General features: G+C 65.6%; 18 protein-coding genes and 1 pseudogene. 1 reads left to right on the forward strand and 18 read right to left on the reverse strand.

From position 1 onward, the window contains the following. Positions 1 to 16 precede the first annotated feature (16 nt). The 14 genes and pseudogenes from coaBC to BH95_RS05565 form a co-directional block, all read right to left on the reverse strand. Complete coding sequence (gene coaBC, locus BH95_RS05500; RefSeq protein WP_037181324.1) at positions 17 to 1,291, reverse strand: bifunctional phosphopantothenoylcysteine decarboxylase/phosphopantothenate--cysteine ligase CoaBC; 1,275 nt, start codon at positions 1,289 to 1,291, stop codon at positions 17 to 19. A 22-nt stretch (positions 1,292 to 1,313) separates the two neighbouring features. Then, positions 1,314 to 1,619, reverse strand: coding sequence for a DNA-directed RNA polymerase subunit omega (rpoZ, locus tag BH95_RS05505; RefSeq protein ID WP_019666381.1), 306 nt, complete (start codon positions 1,617 to 1,619; stop codon positions 1,314 to 1,316). A gap of 64 nt (positions 1,620 to 1,683) precedes the next feature. Beyond that, positions 1,684 to 2,280, reverse strand: a complete 597-nt coding sequence (gene gmk, locus BH95_RS05510) for a guanylate kinase (protein ID WP_019666382.1) — start codon at positions 2,278 to 2,280, stop codon at positions 1,684 to 1,686. A gap of 18 nt (positions 2,281 to 2,298) precedes the next feature. Beyond that, a complete protein-coding gene (mihF, locus tag BH95_RS05515) occupies positions 2,299 to 2,619 on the reverse strand; it encodes an integration host factor, actinobacterial type (RefSeq protein WP_019666383.1) in 321 nt (106 codons plus the stop codon). Positions 2,620 to 2,779: 160 nt separating this feature from the next. Beyond that, complete coding sequence (gene pyrF / locus BH95_RS05520) at positions 2,780 to 3,604, reverse strand: orotidine-5'-phosphate decarboxylase (protein ID WP_026348014.1); 825 nt, start codon at positions 3,602 to 3,604, stop codon at positions 2,780 to 2,782. Beyond that, positions 3,601 to 6,942, reverse strand: a complete 3,342-nt coding sequence (gene carB, locus BH95_RS05525) for a carbamoyl-phosphate synthase large subunit (protein ID WP_037181326.1) — start codon at positions 6,940 to 6,942, stop codon at positions 3,601 to 3,603. Before carB ends, pyrF begins: the two co-directional genes overlap by 4 nt. After that, complete coding sequence (gene carA, locus BH95_RS05530) at positions 6,942 to 8,078, reverse strand: glutamine-hydrolyzing carbamoyl-phosphate synthase small subunit (RefSeq protein ID WP_019666386.1); 1,137 nt, start codon at positions 8,076 to 8,078, stop codon at positions 6,942 to 6,944. The genes carB and carA overlap by 1 nt, the downstream gene beginning before the upstream one ends. After that, complete coding sequence (locus BH95_RS05535; RefSeq protein WP_019666387.1) at positions 8,075 to 8,587, reverse strand: PH-like domain-containing protein; 513 nt, start codon at positions 8,585 to 8,587, stop codon at positions 8,075 to 8,077. The genes carA and BH95_RS05535 overlap by 4 nt, the downstream gene beginning before the upstream one ends. Continuing rightward, positions 8,587 to 9,924 (reverse strand): dihydroorotase, encoded by a 1,338-nt coding sequence (locus tag BH95_RS05540; protein ID WP_037181328.1) that lies wholly within the window; start codon positions 9,922 to 9,924, stop codon positions 8,587 to 8,589. The genes BH95_RS05535 and BH95_RS05540 overlap by 1 nt, the downstream gene beginning before the upstream one ends. Next, positions 9,921 to 10,892 carry an aspartate carbamoyltransferase catalytic subunit gene (locus tag BH95_RS05545; RefSeq protein WP_019666389.1) on the reverse strand — a complete coding sequence of 324 codons (972 nt, stop codon included), beginning with the start codon at positions 10,890 to 10,892 and terminating at the stop codon, positions 9,921 to 9,923. Before BH95_RS05545 ends, BH95_RS05540 begins: the two co-directional genes overlap by 4 nt. Positions 10,893 to 11,011: 119 nt before the next feature. Beyond that, positions 11,012 to 11,593 (reverse strand): annotated as a pseudogene (pyrR, locus tag BH95_RS05550) (bifunctional pyr operon transcriptional regulator/uracil phosphoribosyltransferase PyrR); the annotation flags it as partial. Between the two features lie 131 nt (positions 11,594 to 11,724). Next, complete coding sequence (gene nusB / locus BH95_RS05555; protein WP_026348015.1) at positions 11,725 to 12,213, reverse strand: transcription antitermination factor NusB; 489 nt, start codon at positions 12,211 to 12,213, stop codon at positions 11,725 to 11,727. Between the two features lie 43 nt (positions 12,214 to 12,256). Continuing rightward, entirely contained in the window at positions 12,257 to 12,820 is a 564-nt protein-coding gene (efp, locus tag BH95_RS05560) for an elongation factor P (RefSeq protein ID WP_019666392.1), read from the reverse strand. A 48-nt stretch (positions 12,821 to 12,868) separates the two neighbouring features. Then, on the reverse strand, positions 12,869 to 13,972 hold the full coding sequence (locus BH95_RS05565; protein ID WP_026348016.1) for a M24 family metallopeptidase: 1,104 nt from the start codon (positions 13,970 to 13,972) through the stop codon (positions 12,869 to 12,871). A gap of 73 nt (positions 13,973 to 14,045) precedes the next feature. Here BH95_RS05565 and BH95_RS05570 point away from each other — a divergent pair, with 73 nt between their 5' ends. Beyond that, positions 14,046 to 14,666 (forward strand): B-4DMT family transporter, encoded by a 621-nt coding sequence (locus tag BH95_RS05570; RefSeq protein WP_019666394.1) that lies wholly within the window; start codon positions 14,046 to 14,048, stop codon positions 14,664 to 14,666. An 83-nt stretch (positions 14,667 to 14,749) separates the two neighbouring features. Here BH95_RS05570 and aroB read toward each other — a convergent pair whose 3' ends face one another. From aroB to BH95_RS05590, 4 genes are read right to left on the reverse strand one after another with little or no spacing between them, the layout of a single operon-like run. Next, on the reverse strand, positions 14,750 to 15,862 hold the full coding sequence (gene aroB, locus BH95_RS05575; RefSeq protein ID WP_026348017.1) for a 3-dehydroquinate synthase: 1,113 nt from the start codon (positions 15,860 to 15,862) through the stop codon (positions 14,750 to 14,752). Positions 15,863 to 15,867: 5 nt separating this feature from the next. After that, on the reverse strand, positions 15,868 to 16,398 hold the full coding sequence (locus tag BH95_RS05580; RefSeq protein ID WP_019666396.1) for a shikimate kinase: 531 nt from the start codon (positions 16,396 to 16,398) through the stop codon (positions 15,868 to 15,870). Next, positions 16,395 to 17,582 (reverse strand): chorismate synthase, encoded by a 1,188-nt coding sequence (gene aroC, locus BH95_RS05585; protein ID WP_026348018.1) that lies wholly within the window; start codon positions 17,580 to 17,582, stop codon positions 16,395 to 16,397. The genes BH95_RS05580 and aroC overlap by 4 nt, the downstream gene beginning before the upstream one ends. A 12-nt stretch (positions 17,583 to 17,594) precedes the next feature. Continuing rightward, a complete protein-coding gene (locus BH95_RS05590) occupies positions 17,595 to 18,020 on the reverse strand; it encodes a prepilin peptidase (RefSeq protein WP_230594246.1) in 426 nt (141 codons plus the stop codon). Between the last annotated feature and the right edge of the window lie 83 nt (positions 18,021 to 18,103).

Raw genomic sequence — 18,103 nt, forward strand, 5'->3', positions numbered from 1 at the left:
CTGTGCACCCTTGCAATCACGGCTGATTCGAACCCGTGCGCTGTGTCGATTCCGTGCGCTGTGTCGAACCTGCGGACAGTATCGTGCCGACCGCGTCGAGGACGCGGCCTGCGAGCAAGGACTTGGATCCCTCACCCAGTGCGGACTCGGATCCGTCGGCGCCGAGCAACCATCCGTCGTTGTGGTCGACCTCGAACGCCTTGCCTTCGCCCACGGCGTTGACCACCAGTAGGTCGCATCCCTTGCGGGCCAACTTGGCCCTCGCGTAGGTCAGAACGTCGCCGTTCTCGTCACCGGTCTCCGCCGCGAACCCGACGATGACGGTGGAGGCGGGGATTTCGCCTGCTCGACGGGCGTCGACGAGGCCGGCGAGTATGTCGTCGTTCTTGACCAGAGGTATCGAATCGGGCTCGTTCGCGCCCTTCTTGATCTTGCTGCCGGCCACGCTGGCCGGACGGAAGTCCGCTACGGCGGCAGCCATGACGATCGCGTCCGCGTCGGGAGCGAACTTGCGAACCGCGGCCTGCATCTGCTGCGCCGTCTTGACTTCGACGACATCGACAGCGGCGGGGTCCGCCAGATTTGCGGTGTAGCCCGAGATCAAGGTCACATCCGCCCCACGCTGAGCGGCGACTCGCGCGAGCGCGTACCCCTGCTTGCCGGAACTCCTGTTCCCGAGGAACCGAACAGGATCGAGAGGTTCGCGCGTACCGCCCGCCGTGACGACGAGCGTGCGACCGGTCAAGTCACGAGGAAGCGCCTCCGCGCGCTCGGCGAGCAGAAGCGCGAGACCGTAGATTTCGTCTGGGTCGGGGAGTCTGCCTGCCCCCGTGTCGCGTCCGGTCAGCCGACCGGATGCGGGTTCGAGGACGGTGACGCCCCGACTGCGCAGCGTGTCGACGTTGGCGACGGTTGCCGGGTGCTCCCACATCTCGGTGTGCATCGCTGGAGCGAGCAGCACGGGACACCGAGCGGTGAGCAGAGTTGCAGTCAGGAGATCGTCTGCACGGCCGCCGGCGAGTCGAGCCATCAGATCCGCCGTTGCGGGCGCGACGACGACAAGATCGGCTTCCTTGCCGAGCCGGACGTGCGGCACCTCGGGCACGTCGGCGAAGACGCCGGTGTGAACCGGGCTGCCGGACAGAGCCTCGAACGTTGCGCGACCGACGAATTCCAACGCCGATTCCGTGGGCACCACACGAACGTGATGACCTGCCTCGGTGAAGCTACGAATGATGGAACAGCTCTTGTAGGCGGCGATTCCCCCGCCTACCCCGACGACTACGCGCAACGGACCCGGTCCTATTCGATTGTCATTCGCCTTCGGTGTGCTCGAGCAGATCTTCGTGGATCTCGCGGAGCGCGATCGACAGCGGCTTCTCCTGCAGACCCGGCTCGACGAGCGGGCCCACGTACTCGAGGATTCCGTCACCGAGCTGGTTGTAGTAGTCGTTGATCTGGCGTGCACGCTTGGCCGCGTAGATGACCAGTGCGTACTTGGACGACGTGCGAGCGAGGAGCTCGTCGATGGGAGGGTTGGTGATTCCGAGCGGCGTGTCGTAAGCCGGAAGTGCGCTACGCGCGTCGAAGTCGGAACCGGCCAGAGAACTACTGCTCACTATGAATCTCCTGAGTTGTACATCGTGTGTGCTGCGGAGCGCTTTCGTCGATTGCAGGCCGGGGTCAACCGACCGACGACCTACCGACCAACAAGGATACCAACTGAGCACAAGAATGGTCGACATCGGTATTGACAACCACCGTGTCGAACTCCTCCTGCGCAGCCAATTCGACCTTCGCCGTCTCGAGTCTACGTGCGGTGACCGCCGGATCCTCCGTCGCACGCGAGGTCAGGCGCTGGACCAGATCGTCCCACGTGGGCGGGGCCATGAACACCAGAGTTGCCTCCGGCTTCGACACACGTACCGCGCGTGCCCCAGCCAGATCGAGCTCGAGCAGAACGGGCTTGCCGTCCTCCAACGCCGCCTCCACCGGCGCGGCAGGCGTACCGGAACGATGCAGACCACTGTGCACACTCGCCCACTCGAGCAACTCGCCTGCCTCGATCATCCGGTCGAACTCGGCCGCTGTGACGAAGTGGTAGTCCTCGCCGTCGATCTCGCCGGGCCGCGGATCCCGCGTCGTCACCGACACGCTGAACCACAGTTCCGGAAGTTCACGTCGCAACACGCGAACGACGCTGGATTTGCCGACACCGGAGGGACCGGCCAGAACGATCAGCCGGCCCCTCCCGTGCGGTGACGCGTCACTGTCGGACACGTGCCGTACCTCCGTAGATCACGCTTCGAAATCGAATTTGGTCAACAAAGCCTTACGCTGACGATCACCGAGGCCCCGGATGCGCCTCGACGGTGCGATCTCCAACTCGGTCATCAATTCTTGAGCCTTGACCTTACCCACCTTCGGCAACGCCTCCAGCAGGGCCGAGACCTTCATCTTGCCGAGGATCTCGTCGGTCTCCGCATCCGCGAGAACCTGCTTCAGATCGGTCCCGCCTCGCTTGAGCCGCTCCTTGAGCTCGGCACGTACTTTTCGGGCTGCAGCCGCCTTCTCTAGCGCGGCGGCACGCTGCTCCGGCGTCAATTGGGGAAGCGCCACGATTCCTCCGTAACTCGTTCGTCGATGAACCGTGCACCTGTGGTCTCCCGGTGCACGTCGCTGCTGACAGACCAGCGGTAACCAGCAACGACAGCGACGGTACCGACGTGCGGGCCGCGCCGCTAACTCACCCCGTGGCCGACGAGGTCGGTCCTATCGGCTATGAAAGACCCGCCTCGACTTCGTCGCGGAGCGTCGCCGCAGCGCTTCGGAGAGCAGCGACCGACGGCCCGGCAGCGAGAACACCACGCGAGGAGCTGGGAAGCAGCAGCGCTGTCGAGGCGTCGAAGATCTGCGCCAGATCGGCCACTGTCGCACCCTGCGCGCCGAGCCCGGGCGCGAGAATCGGGCCGTCGAAGGACGACAGATCCAGTCCGTGATCACGGGTGGCGCCGACGACGAGGCCGACCGTCGCCGAGCCGTCGCCGTTCGCTGCCGCTGCACCGTCGACGATCGACTGCGCGACCGTCGAGGAACCCGCCGCGGCGTTCTGCAGGGCTGCGCCTTCGGGGTTCGAGGTGCGCGCCAGAACGAACACTCCCCTGCCACCTCGTCGAGCCAGCGAGATCGTGTCCTGCAGGGACTCGAAACCCAGGTACGGCGAGACGGTCACCGCGTCCGACGACAGGTCGGTCCCCTCCCCGAGCCACGTCTGCGCGTACGCGCTCATCGTCGTGCCGATGTCGCCCCGTTTCGCGTCGGCGATCACGAGAGTCCCGGCATCCCGCAGTACCGAGATGGTGCGCTCCAGAACCGCGTATCCCGCACTCCCGTAGGCCTCGAAGAATGCGACCTGAGGTTTCACGACAGCGACCTCGCCGACGAACGCCTCCACGCACTTCTCCGCGAACACCTCGAGCCCCTCGGCGTCCACCGACAGTCCCCACTGCTCGAGCAGTGCAGGGTGAGGATCTATCCCCACGCACAGTCGTCCGCGGTGCTCGATCGCACGGCGGAGCCGTCCGAGCCACCCGTGGTGGCTCATGACGCCCCGGCACCGCCTGCGAGCGCCGCGTGCAGATCCTGCAGCGAACGCACGCCGATACCGCCCGCGATACCTGCCTCGATCCCCAGCACCGCGGCGGACGCGCCCTGCACAGTGGTGATGCACGGAATGTTCTGCGCAACGGCCGCGCTTCGGATCTCGTAACCGTCCACGCGAGGGCCCGAATTGCCGTACGGGGTGTTGATCACCATGGCCACGTCGCCGGCGAGAATGCGATCGACGATGGTCGATTCGCCCGCAGGGACGTCCTCGCCCGATTGCTTGTAGACCTGTTCGCACGCAATCCCGTTGCGTCGCAGCACCTCTGCAGTGCCTTCGGTCGCGAGAATCGTGAAGCCCAGGTCCGTGAGCCGTTTGACCGGGAAGATCAACGAACGCTTGTCCTTGTTGGCCACGGAAACGAACACGGCGCCCGAGGCCGGGAGTGAGCCGTACGCCGCCGTCTGGCTCTTGGCGAACGCGGTACCGAAGTCCGCGTCGATGCCCATGACCTCACCGGTGGACTTCATCTCGGGACTCAGGAGCGTGTCCACGCCCGTTCCGTCGGCACGACGGAAGCGGTTGAACGGAAGCACGGCTTCCTTGACCGCGATCGGTGCGTCGAGCGGCGTCGTTCCCCCATCGCCTTCCGCGGGAAGCATGCCGCTGGCGCGCAGGTCCGCGATCGACTCACCGAGCATGACGCGGGCGCACGCCTTCGCCAACTGCACTGCCGTCGCCTTGGACACGAACGGCACCGTGCGGCTCGCGCGGGGGTTCGCCTCCAGGACGTACAGGATGTCGTCCTTGAGGGCGTACTGAACGTTGAGCAAACCCTTGACGCCGATGCCCTTGGCGAGCAACTCCGTCGAGCGGCGCACGTTCTCGATGTCCGCTCGGCCCAACGTGATCGGCGGCAGCGCACACGCGGAGTCACCGGAGTGGATTCCGGCTTCCTCGATGTGTTCCATGACGCCGCCGAGGTAGACCTCGCTGCCATCGCACAATGCGTCGACATCGATTTCGACGGCATCCTCGAGGAAGCGGTCGACGAGAACCGGGCGGTCGTGCGAGATCTCGGTGGCGCGCGAGATGTAGTCGGCGAGGGATGCCTCGTCGTACACGATCTCCATGCCGCGTCCGCCGAGGACGTACGACGGACGCACCAGCACGGGGTATCCGATTCCGCCGGCGATGTCGCGGGCACCGTCGAACGTGGTCGCGGTGCCGAACTTCGGTGCAGGCAACCCTGCTTCGGTGAGGACGCGTCCGAACTCACCGCGGTCCTCGGCGAGATCGATGGCCTCGGGACTGGTACCGACGATCGGCACACCGGCGGCCTTCAGTCGCTTGGCAAGGCCCAGGGGCGTCTGACCGCCGAGCTGCACGATGACGCCGCGCACGGTTCCCGACGCAGCCTCGGCGCGGTAGACCTCGAGTACGTCCTCGAACGTCAACGGTTCGAAGTAGAGCCGATCGGCGGTGTCGTAATCGGTGGAGACGGTCTCGGGGTTGCAGTTGACCATGACGGTCTCGTACCCGGCTTCCGACAACGTCTGTGCCGCATGGACACACGAGTAGTCGAACTCGATGCCCTGTCCGATTCGGTTCGGGCCCGAGCCGAGAATGAGCACCTTGTCACGTTCACGCTGCTCGGCTACCTCGGACTCCGCCTCGGGGTCGAGTTCGTAGGTTCCGTAGTGGTACGGGGTCTTCGCCTCGAACTCCGCCGCACAGGTGTCGACCGTCTTGTAGACAGGATGGACGCCGAGCTCGTCGCGCAGCGCGCGAACACCGTCCTCGTCCACGAGTTCCGGACGCAGCGCAGCGATCTGGCGGTCCGACAGCCCGTGGTACTTGGCCTGTCGCAACAGCGTCTCGTCGAACTTCTCGGCGGCACGCAGTTCGTTGCCCAGCTCGTGGATCTGCTGGATCTGATCGAGGAACCACGGGTCGATCTTCGTGGCGTCGAACAACTGCTCGAGAGTCGCACCGAGCGCGAAGGCCTTCTCGATGCCGTACATCCGGCCGTCCTTCGGGACCGAGATGTCCTCCAGCAAAGCCTCGAGTCTCTCGGCTTCGACCTCGGGGCCGGTCCAGTAGCCCGCGCGCTTGGTCTCGAGCGAACGCATGACCTTGCCGAAGGCTTCGGTGAAGTTGCGCCCGATCGACATCGCCTCGCCGACGGACTTCATCGTCGTCGTCAGGGTGCCGTCGGCGCCGGGGAACTTCTCGAACGCGAACCGAGGTGCCTTGACCACGACGTAGTCGAGCGTCGGCTCGAAGCAGGCCGGTGTTTCCTTGGTGATGTCGTTGACGATCTCGTCGAGCGTGTAGCCGATGGCGAGCTTGGCTGCCATCTTCGCGATCGGGTATCCCGTCGCCTTCGATGCAAGAGCCGACGACCGCGACACGCGGGGGTTCATCTCGATGACGACGAGTCGTCCGTCGGTCGGGTCCATGGCGAACTGGATATTGCAGCCGCCGGTGTCCACGCCGACCTCACGAAGGATGTCGATCGAGAGGTCACGCATCTTCTGGTACTCGCGGTCGGTCAGCGTCATGGCGGGAGCAACCGTGACCGAGTCCCCGGTGTGCACACCGACCGGGTCGACGTTCTCGATGGAGCAGACGATGACCACGTTGTCGCGGCCGTCGCGCATCAGTTCGAGCTCGTATTCCTTCCATCCGAGGATGGATTCCTCGATGAGCACGTTGGCCGTCGGCGACGCGGCGAGTCCGCCGCCGGCGATGCGTGCAAGGTCCTCGTCGTTGTAGGCCATACCCGAGCCGAGGCCACCCATCGTGAAGGACGGGCGGACGACGACGGGGAATCCGAGATCGGCGACCGTCGCCCGAACCTCGTCCATCGTGTAGCAGACAGCCGAACGAGCCGACTCTCCCCCGACCTTGGCGACGATGTCCTTGAACTTCTGCCGATCCTCACCGCGCTGAATGGCGTCGAAATCGGCACCGATGAGCTCGACGTCGTACTTCTCGAGAATTCCCTGCTCGTGCAGTGCCACCGCGGCGTTGAGCGCCGTCTGGCCGCCGAGCGTCGCCAGCACGGCGTCGATCGGGTTCCCCTGCAGAGCTTCGCGAGCGAAGATCTTCTCGATGAAGTCGGCCGTGATCGGCTCGACGTAGGTGGCGTCGGCGAACTCGGGGTCGGTCATGATGGTGGCCGGGTTGGAGTTGACGAGGCTGACGCGCAGTCCTTCCTCGCGGAGCACCCGACAAGCCTGGGTTCCGGAGTAGTCGAACTCACAGGCCTGTCCGATGACGATCGGTCCCGATCCGATGACCAGGACGTGTCCCAGATCTGAGCGGCGTGGCATTACTTGTCAGCTCCCTCGAGGGTGGATGTGAACCGATCGAACAGGTAGGCGGCGTCGTGCGGGCCTGCCGCTGCCTCCGGGTGGTACTGGACCGAGAACGCGGTGCCGCTCAGCAGCTCCACGCCCTCGACCGTCCCGTCGTTGGCGCAGGTGTGGCTGATACGAGCCCGACCGAAGTCGGTGTCGAATTCCTCGCCCGCTTCGCCTTCGAGAGCGAACCCGTGGTTCTGGGCGGTGATGGCGATACGTCCGGTGGTGTGTTCGACGACCGGGATGTTCATGCCGCGGTGGCCGAACTTCATCTTGTACGTGCTACGCCCGAGCGCACGTCCGAGGATCTGGTTTCCGAAACAGATGCCGAAGAGCGGCAGCTTCCTCTCCAGCACCTCGCGAGTGAGCGCAACGTTGGCGTCGGCCGTTGCCGGGTCGCCCGGTCCGTTGGACAGGAACACCCCGTCCGGTTTCAGTTCCAGAATCTGCTCGATCGACGTGGCCGACGGGACGACGTGCACGCGGATACCGCGCTCGGCGAACATCCGTGGAGTGTTGGTCTTGATTCCCAGGTCCACTGCGACGACGGTGTAGCGGGCGTCGCCGCCCGTCGGCTCGATGACGTAACCGGACTTCGTGGTGACTTCACCCGCCAGGTCGGCGCCGAGCATGGAGGGCTGATCCAGGACCTGCTGCAGCATCTCGTCCTGGGTGCCCAGAGCGTCCCCGGAAAAGACGCCCGCACGCATGGATCCGCGTGTACGCAGGTGACGCACCAGTGCTCTGGTGTCGATCCCCGCGATGCCCACGACGCTCTGTGCTTCGAGCTGATCCTGCAACGAACCGGTCGCGCGCCAACTCGACGTGCGCCGAGCCGGGTCTCGAACGACGTAGCCGGCAACCCAGATCTTGTTGGGATCCTGAGCGCTGGCCGCTTCGCCGTCCTCCTGGTTCCAGCCTGTGTTGCCGATCTGCGGCGCCGTGGCGACGACGATCTGGCGGTGGTAGCTGGGATCGGTCAGTGTCTCCTGGTAGCCGGTCATGCCGGTGCAGAACACGGCCTCTCCGAGCGTCCGGCCCTGTGCACCGAAGGTGGTGCCGCGGAAGGTCCGGCCGTCCTCCAGAACAAGAACTGCGCTGCTCACGCCGTTGTCTCCTTCGAATCGTGTCGATCGGTATCGGTGTCCACCCAGATGGGGTAGACGAGTTTGTCGTCGGCGCGGAAGCCTGTGTCGATCTCGGTGCCGGTGGGAAGCGTCCAGCGGATGACGAGCAGTCCGTCCTTGCTCATGACCTTGCCCGCGAGCCCGCGTTCGGTTCGGATCACCGAGATGGACTCCTGCGGAATCCAGATTGTGGACTCCCCGGAACGCTCGAGCAGGATTCCTCGCTCGTGTCGGGACAGCTCACCGGTCGCGCGGTGGCCGATGTCGCCGACGGCGATGCGGTCCTGCCAGCTGGGGGCGATGGTGCTGCCCACGTACAGCCCGGTGGAGGGTTCGATCAGTGTCGCGCCGAGGTCGTCCGGGACCGGTGGGAACGAGCCGATCGAGTCGGCTTGACGCTTCTGCCTGCCTCGCCAACCCCAGAAGATGAGGCCGATCATCGCGATCCAGAACACGATGAACGCGATGACGATGAGAACTCTGTCCATTACTCGCTCACCTTCCGGTCATCGACACTGCCGAGTCCGAGACGGTCGGGGCGTCGAACCACACCGTCGCGAGCGGTGATTCGACCGCGCAGCAGCGTGGTGGTGACCTTGGTGGAGAAGGTCATCTCCTCGAACGGTGTGTTGTGCGACAGGCTGGCCAAGCCCTTGCCTCGCACCGTCCACGGCGAAGCGGGATCGACGAGGACGAGGTTGGCGACCTCCCCCACCTCCACGGGCCGTCCTTGATCCGGGAGGCCGACGATCTCGGCCGGACGCTCGCTCATCACCCTGGCAACGCCGCGCCAGTCCAGCAGGTCGGTGTCCACCATCGTCTGCGCAACGATCGCAAGCGCGGTCTCGAGGCCCAGCATTCCTGGACGTGCCTGGGAGAATTCGCAGCACTTCTCCTGCTCCGCATGCGGTGCATGGTCGGTCGCGACGCAGTCGACCGTGCCGTCGGCCAGTCCTCGCCGGAGAGCGTCGACATCCGATGCTTCCCGGAGCGGTGGGTTGACCTTGTTGATCGCGTCGTACGTCTCGAGCCGCGAATCGTCGAGCAGAAGGTGGTGAGGCGTCACCTCGGCGGAGATCGAAATCCCCTGCCCCCGCGCCCACTTCAGGATCTCGACCGTTCCGGCAGTGGACGCATGGCAGATGTGCACCTTCGCACCCGCATCGCGCGCCAACACCGCGTCCCGGGCGACGATGGACTCCTCAGCGGCGCGTGGCCACCCGGTCAACCCGAGCCGAGCCGCAGTCGGGCCCTCGTGCGCCACGGCTCCGACGGTCAACCGAGGCTCTTCGGCATGCTGCGCGACGAGAACACCCAGAGAGCTCGAGTACTCGAGTGCCCGGCGCATGATCAACGGGTCGTCGACGCACTTGCCGTCGTCGGAGAACATCTTCACCTTGCCGACACCACCGGCCATGGTCGCCATCTCGGCGAGCTGAGTACCACCGAGCCCGACGGTCACCGCTCCGACGGGATGCACGTCGACCAAGCCGACTTCCTGCCCGCGACGCCACACGTGGTCGGTGATGACGACGGAATCGGCGACAGGCGCGGTGTTGGCCATCGCGAACACTGCGGTGTATCCGCCCAGTGCCGCGGCAGCAGATCCACTGTCGATGGTCTCGGTGTCCTCACGACCCGGCTCACGTAGATGTGTGTGCAGATCCACGAATCCGGGAAGCAGTATCTGCCCTCTCCCCTCGACGACCTCGGCATCGCCGGCGTCGAGATCGGTTCCGATCGCGGCGATCTGGCCGTCGGACACGAGAACGTCGGTGGCCGGTTGTTCCCCGTAGACGAGGACGTTGCGGAGCAGAACGCTCACAGCGCACCTCCGTCCGAGCCGACGAGCAATCGGAACAGCACCGCCATGCGCACATGAACTCCGTTCGTAACCTGTTGCAATACAGCAGTCCGCGGTGAATCCGCCACCGACGACGCAATTTCCATTCCGCGCAGCATCGGACCGGGATGCAGAACGACAGCGTGCTCGGGCAGAAGATCGAGCCGCTTCTGCGACAACCCGTAGGTGATCGAGTACTCCTTCGGCGACGGGAAGAACCCACCGTTCATACGCTCCGCCTGCACCCGCAACATCAGCACCGCATCGAGCGCGGGCAACTCGGCGTCGATGCTGTGAGACACCCGAACCGGCCACGTCGACGCTCCGACCGGAAGCAACGTGGGCGGCGCGATGAGCACGACCTCGGCCCCCAGCGTCGACAGCAGAATCGCATTCGACCGCGCCACACGACTGTGCAGAATGTCCCCGACGATTCCGATGCGCTTGCCTTCGATGTCGCCGAGCCGCTGCCGCAACGTCAACGCATCCAGAAGCGCCTGCGTCGGGTGTTCGTGAGTACCGTCGCCTGCATTGATGACCGACGGGCCGCCGGATGCGGAAGCGTCGAAGGACCCACCGGTTCCCAGCCCAGCCGTCCACTTCGCGATCTGGTGCGCAGCACCCGACGCAGGGTGACGAACGATCAACGCATCCGCGCCCGCCGCCCGCAACGTCATCGCCGTGTCACGAAGAGACTCACCCTTGGACACCGACGAGCTGCTGGCACTGACATTGATGACATCGGCACTCATCCACTTGCCCGCCACCTCGAACGACACCCTCGTCCGGGTCGAGTTCTCGAAGAACACCGTCATCACCGTGCGTCCCCGCAACGTCGGAAGCTTCTTCACCTCCCGGCCCAGCAACGCCTGCTCGAACCGGTCCGCGTCGTCGAGCAGTTCGGTCGCGCTCTCACGGCTCAGATCCGCAACCGACAACAAATGCTTCACCGGGCGTACTTCCCGTCTTCCTCTGGGTCACTCCTGCGGGCTCCGCTCCCGTCCACTTCCGGCTCACTCCTGCGGGCTCCGCTCCCGTCCACTTCCGGGTCACTCCTGCGGGCTCCGCTCCCGTCCGAAATGCTGACGCGATCGTGGCCGTCGTGCTCGACCAACTGCACCGACACGTCCTCGGTACGCGCGGTCGGTACGTTCTTGCCGACGTAATCCGCCCGGAGGGGTAGTTCGCGGTGACCGCGGTCGACGAGGACCGCCAGTTGAACGGCACGCGGTCGACCGAGGTCGCGCAGTGCATCCAGGGCCGAGCGGACCGTGCGGCCGGAGAAGAGGACATCGTCGACGAGGACCACGAGGGCGTCGTCGATGCCGCCCGAGGGGACGGACGTACGTTCGAGGGGGCGATGCGGCTTGCCGCGAAGATCGTCGCGGTAGAGGGTGATGTCCAGCGAACCGACGGGCGGGCGGACGCCGGTGAACGTTTCGATCCGCTCGGCGAGGCGCTCGGCCAACGTGGTCCCGCGAGTCGGGATACCGAGGAGGACCACGCGGGGCGCATCCGCGGAGTCGAGTGCCGTCTTCTCGATGATCTGGTGTGCCATTCGAGACACGGTCCGACCAACGTCGGCGGCGGAGAGAAGCTCACGCGACGAGCCGGGTGACGGGGGATCAGGCGTCGAGGGATCGGGGGGCACAACGGACGCAGGCAAACTACGACCTCCTTCTCCGCCTCTCTGGACGGATCGTTAAAGGATGTCTGACGGTGTAACAGCGTAGCAACGACGCTCCCCGATGGCGTAATTCGGGGAGCGTCGCGTGAGCGGTATTACTCGCTGTCGGTGCTGCTGTTCGCGTCGTCCCGGGAGGACACCGCAGCAGCAGCTGCGCGGACCTGTGGGGCGACGAGAACGATCTGGCCGAGAACACCGTTGACGAACGACGGTGAATCGTCGGTGGAAAGCTGCTTGGCCAGTTCGACCGCTTCGTCGACAGCGACGACGGGAGGCACGTCGGTGGCGTGGAACAGTTCCCACACCGCGACACGAAGGATCGCCCGATCCACCGCGGGAAGCCTGTTCAGGGTCCAGTCGGTCAGATGATCGGAAATCACACTGTCCAGCCGGTCCAGGTTCTCCGCTACCCCGCCGACGAGAGTTTCGGTGTACTCGCTGACCGGCGCGATCGAATCGTCGCCGCGAGCGAGCTCGATGCGTTCCTTCGCCAGGTTCACAGGATCGGTGTCCCGAGCCTCGGCTTCGAACAGGAAGTCCACGGCCCGCTTGCGGGCCTTGTGGCGTGCACCGAGCTTCTTCACCGGCTCACCTTTGCCGGCCGAATGGTTCTTCTTCGACGACACGTCAGGAATTCACACGCCCGAGGTAGTTGCCGTCACGCGAATCGATCTTCAGCTTGTCGCCCGTGTTGACGAACAGCGGAACCGACACCTCGGCGCCGGTCTCGAGGGTGGCGGGCTTGGTGCCGCCGGTGGAGCGATCTCCCTGGAGGCCGGGATCGGTGTGCTTGACCTCGAGCTCGACCGTGACGGGCAGCTCGACGTACAGCGGTGCGCCCTCGTGCGTCGCGACCTGGACCTTCATGTTCTCCAGGAGGAATCGCGAGCTCTCGCCGACGGTGGCCTCGCTGATGGAGATCTGGTCGAACGTGTCGCCGTCCATGAACACGAAGTCCGAACCGTCGTGGTACAGGTACGTCATGTCGCGGCGGTCGACGGTTGCGGTGTCCACCTTGACGCCCGCGTTGAAGGTCTTGTCGACGACCTTGCCCGACAGGACGTTCTTCAGCTTGGTGCGCACGAACGCGGGGCCCTTGCCCGGCTTGACGTGCTGGAACTCGATGATCGACCACAGCTGGTTCTCGATGCTGAGGACAAGACCGTTCTTGAAATCGCTTGTGGAAGCCACTGGCTCTTACGTCTCCTCGTGTTTCTCGTGTTCAGGAACTGCCGTGCGTCACACGAGAGTAAGTTCCTTGCTGGTCATGGTCAGCAGCTCGGGACCGCCGTCACGGACGATGAGCGTGTCTTCGATCCGGACGCCACCGCGTCCCGAGAAATACACTCCCGGCTCGACGGTCACAGCTGCACCGCTCAGCAGTGTACCGGTGCTGGTGCGGGCAATTCCCGGCGCTTCGTGGATTTCCAGTCCGACGCCGTGGCCGAGCCCGTGGAGGAAGAACTCGCCGTAACCGGCCTCCTCGATCACCGAGCGCGACGCTGCGTCGACGGACGCCGTGCTCACACCAGGTGCAAGGGCGTCCCTGCCTGCCGTCTGCGACTGCAACACCAACGCGTACAGATCCTTCTGCCAGTCCTGCGGAGCGCCGATGACGAGTGTGCGCGTCATGTCCGAGTGATAGCCCCCGACCAGCGCTCCGAAATCGAACTTCACGAAGTCACCGGTCGCCAGGACCGCGGATGTCGGGCGGTGATGCGGAACGGCCGAGTTGGGCCCGGCTGCCACGATGGTCTCGAACGAGATTCCGTCGGCTCCGTGCTCGATCATCAGCGATTCCAGTTCTCGGGCGACCTCGAGTTCGGTACGTCCAGCAGCGACGGATCCACGCTCCACCAGCACCGCGAACGCGTCGTCCGCTGCCCGGCATGCATCGCGCAGCAGGGCTACCTCGTGCTCGTCCTTGACCATCCGCAGGTCCTCCACCAGACCGGGACTACGAACGAGATTCAGGGCGGAGTCGAGGCTCGTCCACGCCCGGTGCTGGTCGACCGTGACGACGTGGGATTCGAAGCCGATCGATGCGTTCCTGGGCGCGAGTTCGCCGCCCAGGAGGTACGACGCCGACGCGCGGTCGATCACGGCTCGCAGGTCCGGCACCTGATCGGCGACCTGGGTCACGTAACGCCCGTCCGTGCAGACGACCGTGTTGTCCTCGCGGCCCGGCGAATCGTGAATCGACACGATCAGCGCGGCGTTGGACCCGGTGAATCCGGTGAGGTAGCGAATGTTCAGAAGGTCGGTGACGAGCAGGGATTCGAGATCGTTCGCTTCCATGCTTCGCCGAAGAGCGGCGCGTCTGCCGCTGTGATCTACAGGCATCCCTACAAACTACCGCCGGACAGTTCTGTGGGGTCGGACACACCTACCGGCGCGTAGGGCTAGGCTGTCCCCCATGACAGGGTGGGTGGTACGCGGAATCGGCATGTGCTTGATCAACGTGGGGGTGCGAATTCTTCTCGGCGTCACTGTGACTCAGTGGCCTCTGCACGGATCGCAACTCCGGTGGCTGGGCATCGCGGTGGTGTTGATCGCCGTCGTCGTCTGGGCGGGGCTGGACGGCATTCGGGACCGGCGGAAGAATCCCGATCCGGACTACGGCGAGGACTTGACCATGGTCTGGCTCAAGGCTGCGGCATTGGGCGGCCTGGCTGCCGGTCTGGTGACCTGGCTGGTCCAGCTCATCGTCGACTTCAGCGTCGGTCAGAACACCCTCTTCTTCGAACTGACCTCCGGGGCCGCGTTCACGGTGTTGGTCATCTTCATTCCTGCCACCATCGCGGTCTTCCTGGGTCGGCTCCTGGCGGGGCGAGAAGCCAACAAGAAACTTGCGGCCGCGGACGAGGAGCACGCCAAGGAACGGCACGACCGCCATCCGGTGGACAGCACCGCAGGTGCTCCTCAGCAGTCCGGACGGCATCAGTCCGGTCGCGATCAGGCGGGCCGAGAGCAATCGCAATGGTCGGGAGACAACTCCGACACCGAGGTCTTCCCGGCGGTCGAGAAAGACAGGTAGTCCCCTGAGCTGACCGGTGAGGGCATGTGTGCACGTGCACACATGCCCTCACTGGTCAGAGCGGACGGGTCAGAGCAGGTCGGTCAGAGCAGGATGCCGGTGGACGACGAACCCGAGTTGTCCTTCGCGATGGCCGAGTAGGCCGCCACCAGCAGGGACGGGTCCGGTCCTTCGAGACGACCCGGCTTGGCCAGCCCGTCGAGCACAACGAAGCGCAGCAGCCCCGCACGGTTCTTCTTGTCGGACTGCATTCCCTTGAGCAGGTCGCCGAAGGCGTCGCCGTCGTAGCCCACGGGAAGTCCCACTGCTTCGAGCACACTGCGATGACGGTCCGCGGTCGCGTCGTCCAGGCGGCCCGCGAGCCGGCCCAATTCGGCTGCGAACACCAGGCCCACCGCGACTGCTGCGCCGTGGCGCCAGCGGTACCGTTCACGTCGCTCGATCGCGTGGCCGAGGGTGTGCCCGTAGTTCAGGATCTCGCGCAGGTTGGACTCCTTGAGGTCCGCGGCCACCACGCGTGCCTTGACCTCGACGGAACGCCGAATCAGCTCGGGCAGCACGGTGCCCGACGGGTCGAGCGCAGCCTCCGGGTCGGCCTCGATCAGGTCGAGGATCACCGGGTCGGCGATGAAGCCCGTCTTGATGACCTCGGCGAGACCCGCGACTATCTCGTTGCGCGGGACCGTTTCCAGTGTGGCCAGGTCGACCAGGACCGCCGACGGCTCGTGGAACGACCCGACGAGGTTCTTGCCGGCCTCGGTGTTGATGCCCGTCTTGCCGCCGACGGCAGCGTCGACCATCGCAAGCAGCGTCGTCGGGACGTGGACGATCTTCACGCCGCGCATCCACGTCGCAGCGACGAAACCCGCCAGATCTGTGGCGGCACCGCCGCCGAGGCTCACCACAGCGTCGGATCTCGTCAGTCCGATTCGTCCGAGAACCTCCCAGCAGAAGCCGGCCACGGCAAGTTCCTTGCCGTCCTCGGCATCGGGGATCTCGATGCGGTGAGCATCGATTCCCTTCGCCGCCAACGACTCTCGTACCACTTCGGCGGTCTCGGCCAGCGGAGGTTGATGAAAGATGGCAACGGTCGCCACACCGGCGAGTTCGTCGACTAGATCGTTCAACAATCCCCGTCCGATGATCACCGGGTAGGGAGCAGCCGTTTCGACCATGACGCGCACAGGCTCGGTCATATCGGTCACCTCACACTTTTCTGCTCGTGGTACTGGGTCAGTTTCGAGACGACCTGCCCGACAACCCGCGCCGGACTTCGACCGTCGGTACGTACTCGAATGGACGCGACTCCGCGGTAGAGAGGTCGACGTGTTCGCATCAGATGTTGGTACTTCGCGCGTGGATCGGGCCCGGCCAACAGTGGCCGGGCGGTGTTCGCGCCAGTGCGCCGCAGGCCCTCGGCGACACTGATCTCGAGGTACACGACGGGCAACGGCGCCAGAAGTGCTCGGGTCCGTTCGGACAACACCGAACCACCTCCGAGGGAGACGACGCCGGAGTGCGTCGCCAACGCCTCTGCGACGACGGTCTCCTCGATGCTTCGGAAGGCCGGTTCCCCATCTTGCGAGAAAATGTCCGCGATCGTGCGCCCCGTGGTCCGTTCGATGGCCACGTCGGTGTCCAGAAGCTCGAGCTCCAGCGCCGCGGCGACCCGTCGACCGATCGTGGACTTGCCGGCGCCGGGCGGGCCGACCAGCACCGCGTACGGAGTCATCGCGGAGGTCGGGCAGCTGTGCCCTTCACGTAGTGATCGACGTTGCTGACCGTCTCCGCCAACGAATCTCCACCGAACTTCTCCAACGCTGCCTGCGCGACGACGAGAGCCACCATGGTCTCGGCGACGACCCCCGCGGCGGGCACGGCGCACACGTCGGAACGCTGGTGAATGGCGACGGCTTCGTCGCCGGTACTCATGTCGACCGTCGCGAGAGCACGAGGCACCGTGGAGATGGGCTTCATGGCCGCGCGGACGCGGATGGCTTCACCGTTGGTCATGCCGCCCTCGAGCCCACCGGCGCGGTTGGTGGAACGGAGAATGCCGTCGGGCCCAGGTGTCATCTCGTCGTGCGCGGCGCTGCCGCGTCGACGGGCAGTCTCGAAGCCGTCGCCGACCTCGACACCCTTGATGGCCTGGATCCCCATGAGTGCGGCAGCGAGCCGTGCGTCGAGCCGCCTTTCGCCGCTGACGAAGGACCCGAGACCCACGGGCAACCCGTGCACGACGACCTCGACGATTCCGCCGAGGGTGTCGCCGTCTCGCTTGGCTGCTTCGATCTCGGCGATCATCGATTCCTCGGCCGCCTTGTCGAACGCCCGCACCGGACTTGCGTCGATGGCGTCGAGGTCGTCACCGTGCGGCGGCGGGCCGACGTAAGGGTCGGAGGCACCGATGGAGATGACGTGCGAGACGACGTCGACACCGAATGCCTGCTTCAGGAATCGACGGGCGACGGTGCCGATCGCCACACGAGCCGCGGTCTCACGCGCACTCGCGCGCTCGAGAACCGGGCGGGCGTCGTCGAATCCGTACTTGAGCATGCCGGAGTAGTCGGCGTGGCCCGGCCGTGGGCGTGTCAGCGGTGTGTTGCGTGCGAGATCCGACAGGACGCTCTGATCGATGGGATCGGCCGACATGACCTGCTCCCACTTCGGCCACTCGGTGTTACCCACCTCGATGGCGATGGGGCCACCGAGGGTACGACCGTGCCGCACACCGCCGGTGATGGTGACCTTGTCCGCCTCGAACTTCATCCGCGCACCTCGGCCGTACCCGAGACGGCGACGAGCGAGTTGAGTGGCAATGTCCTCGGAGTTCACCTCGACTCCCGCCACCATTCCTTCGAGAATGGATACGAGAGCGGGACCGTGAGATTCTCCGGCAGTTATCCAGCGCAGCACAGCGACATCTTTTCACGTCGGGGCCACGGTGATCGCCAGCAGGGTCGCCGCGCACATCGCCGGGCCGTGGGGCACTGCGACGTGGCGTCGCCCGGCGAGGACACAGGCCATCCCGGCCGCCCCGGTGAGCAGCGGCGCAGTCACGGCCGCCATGGCCCACGCGTCCACACCGAACTGTCCCGCGACGCCTCCGACGGTGAACGCCAACTTGACGTCACCGGCACCGAACGCGCGTGGCACCGCCAGGTGCACCACCAGATAACACCCGAACAATGCACCGGCGCCCGCGAACGTCGCACCGTACTCGTCACCGGTGACAGCCCATCCGATCAGTCCGGCCGCCCCGACGCCGGTGAGGAGGTTCGGGAGCCTGCGAGTCGCGAGGTCGACCGCGCTGGACACCACGCACCACAGGACGAACAGAGCGCACCACGTCACGGGAATCACTCTGGACCGAGCACCCGAGGGAGCCGACGCGACGTCCCAGCTCGGACATTGCCCTGTGCACAACCGCCGACCTG

Source organism: Rhodococcoides fascians A44A (assembly GCF_000760735.1).
Taxonomy (GTDB): Bacteria; Actinomycetota; Actinomycetes; order Mycobacteriales; family Mycobacteriaceae; genus Rhodococcoides; species Rhodococcoides fascians_E.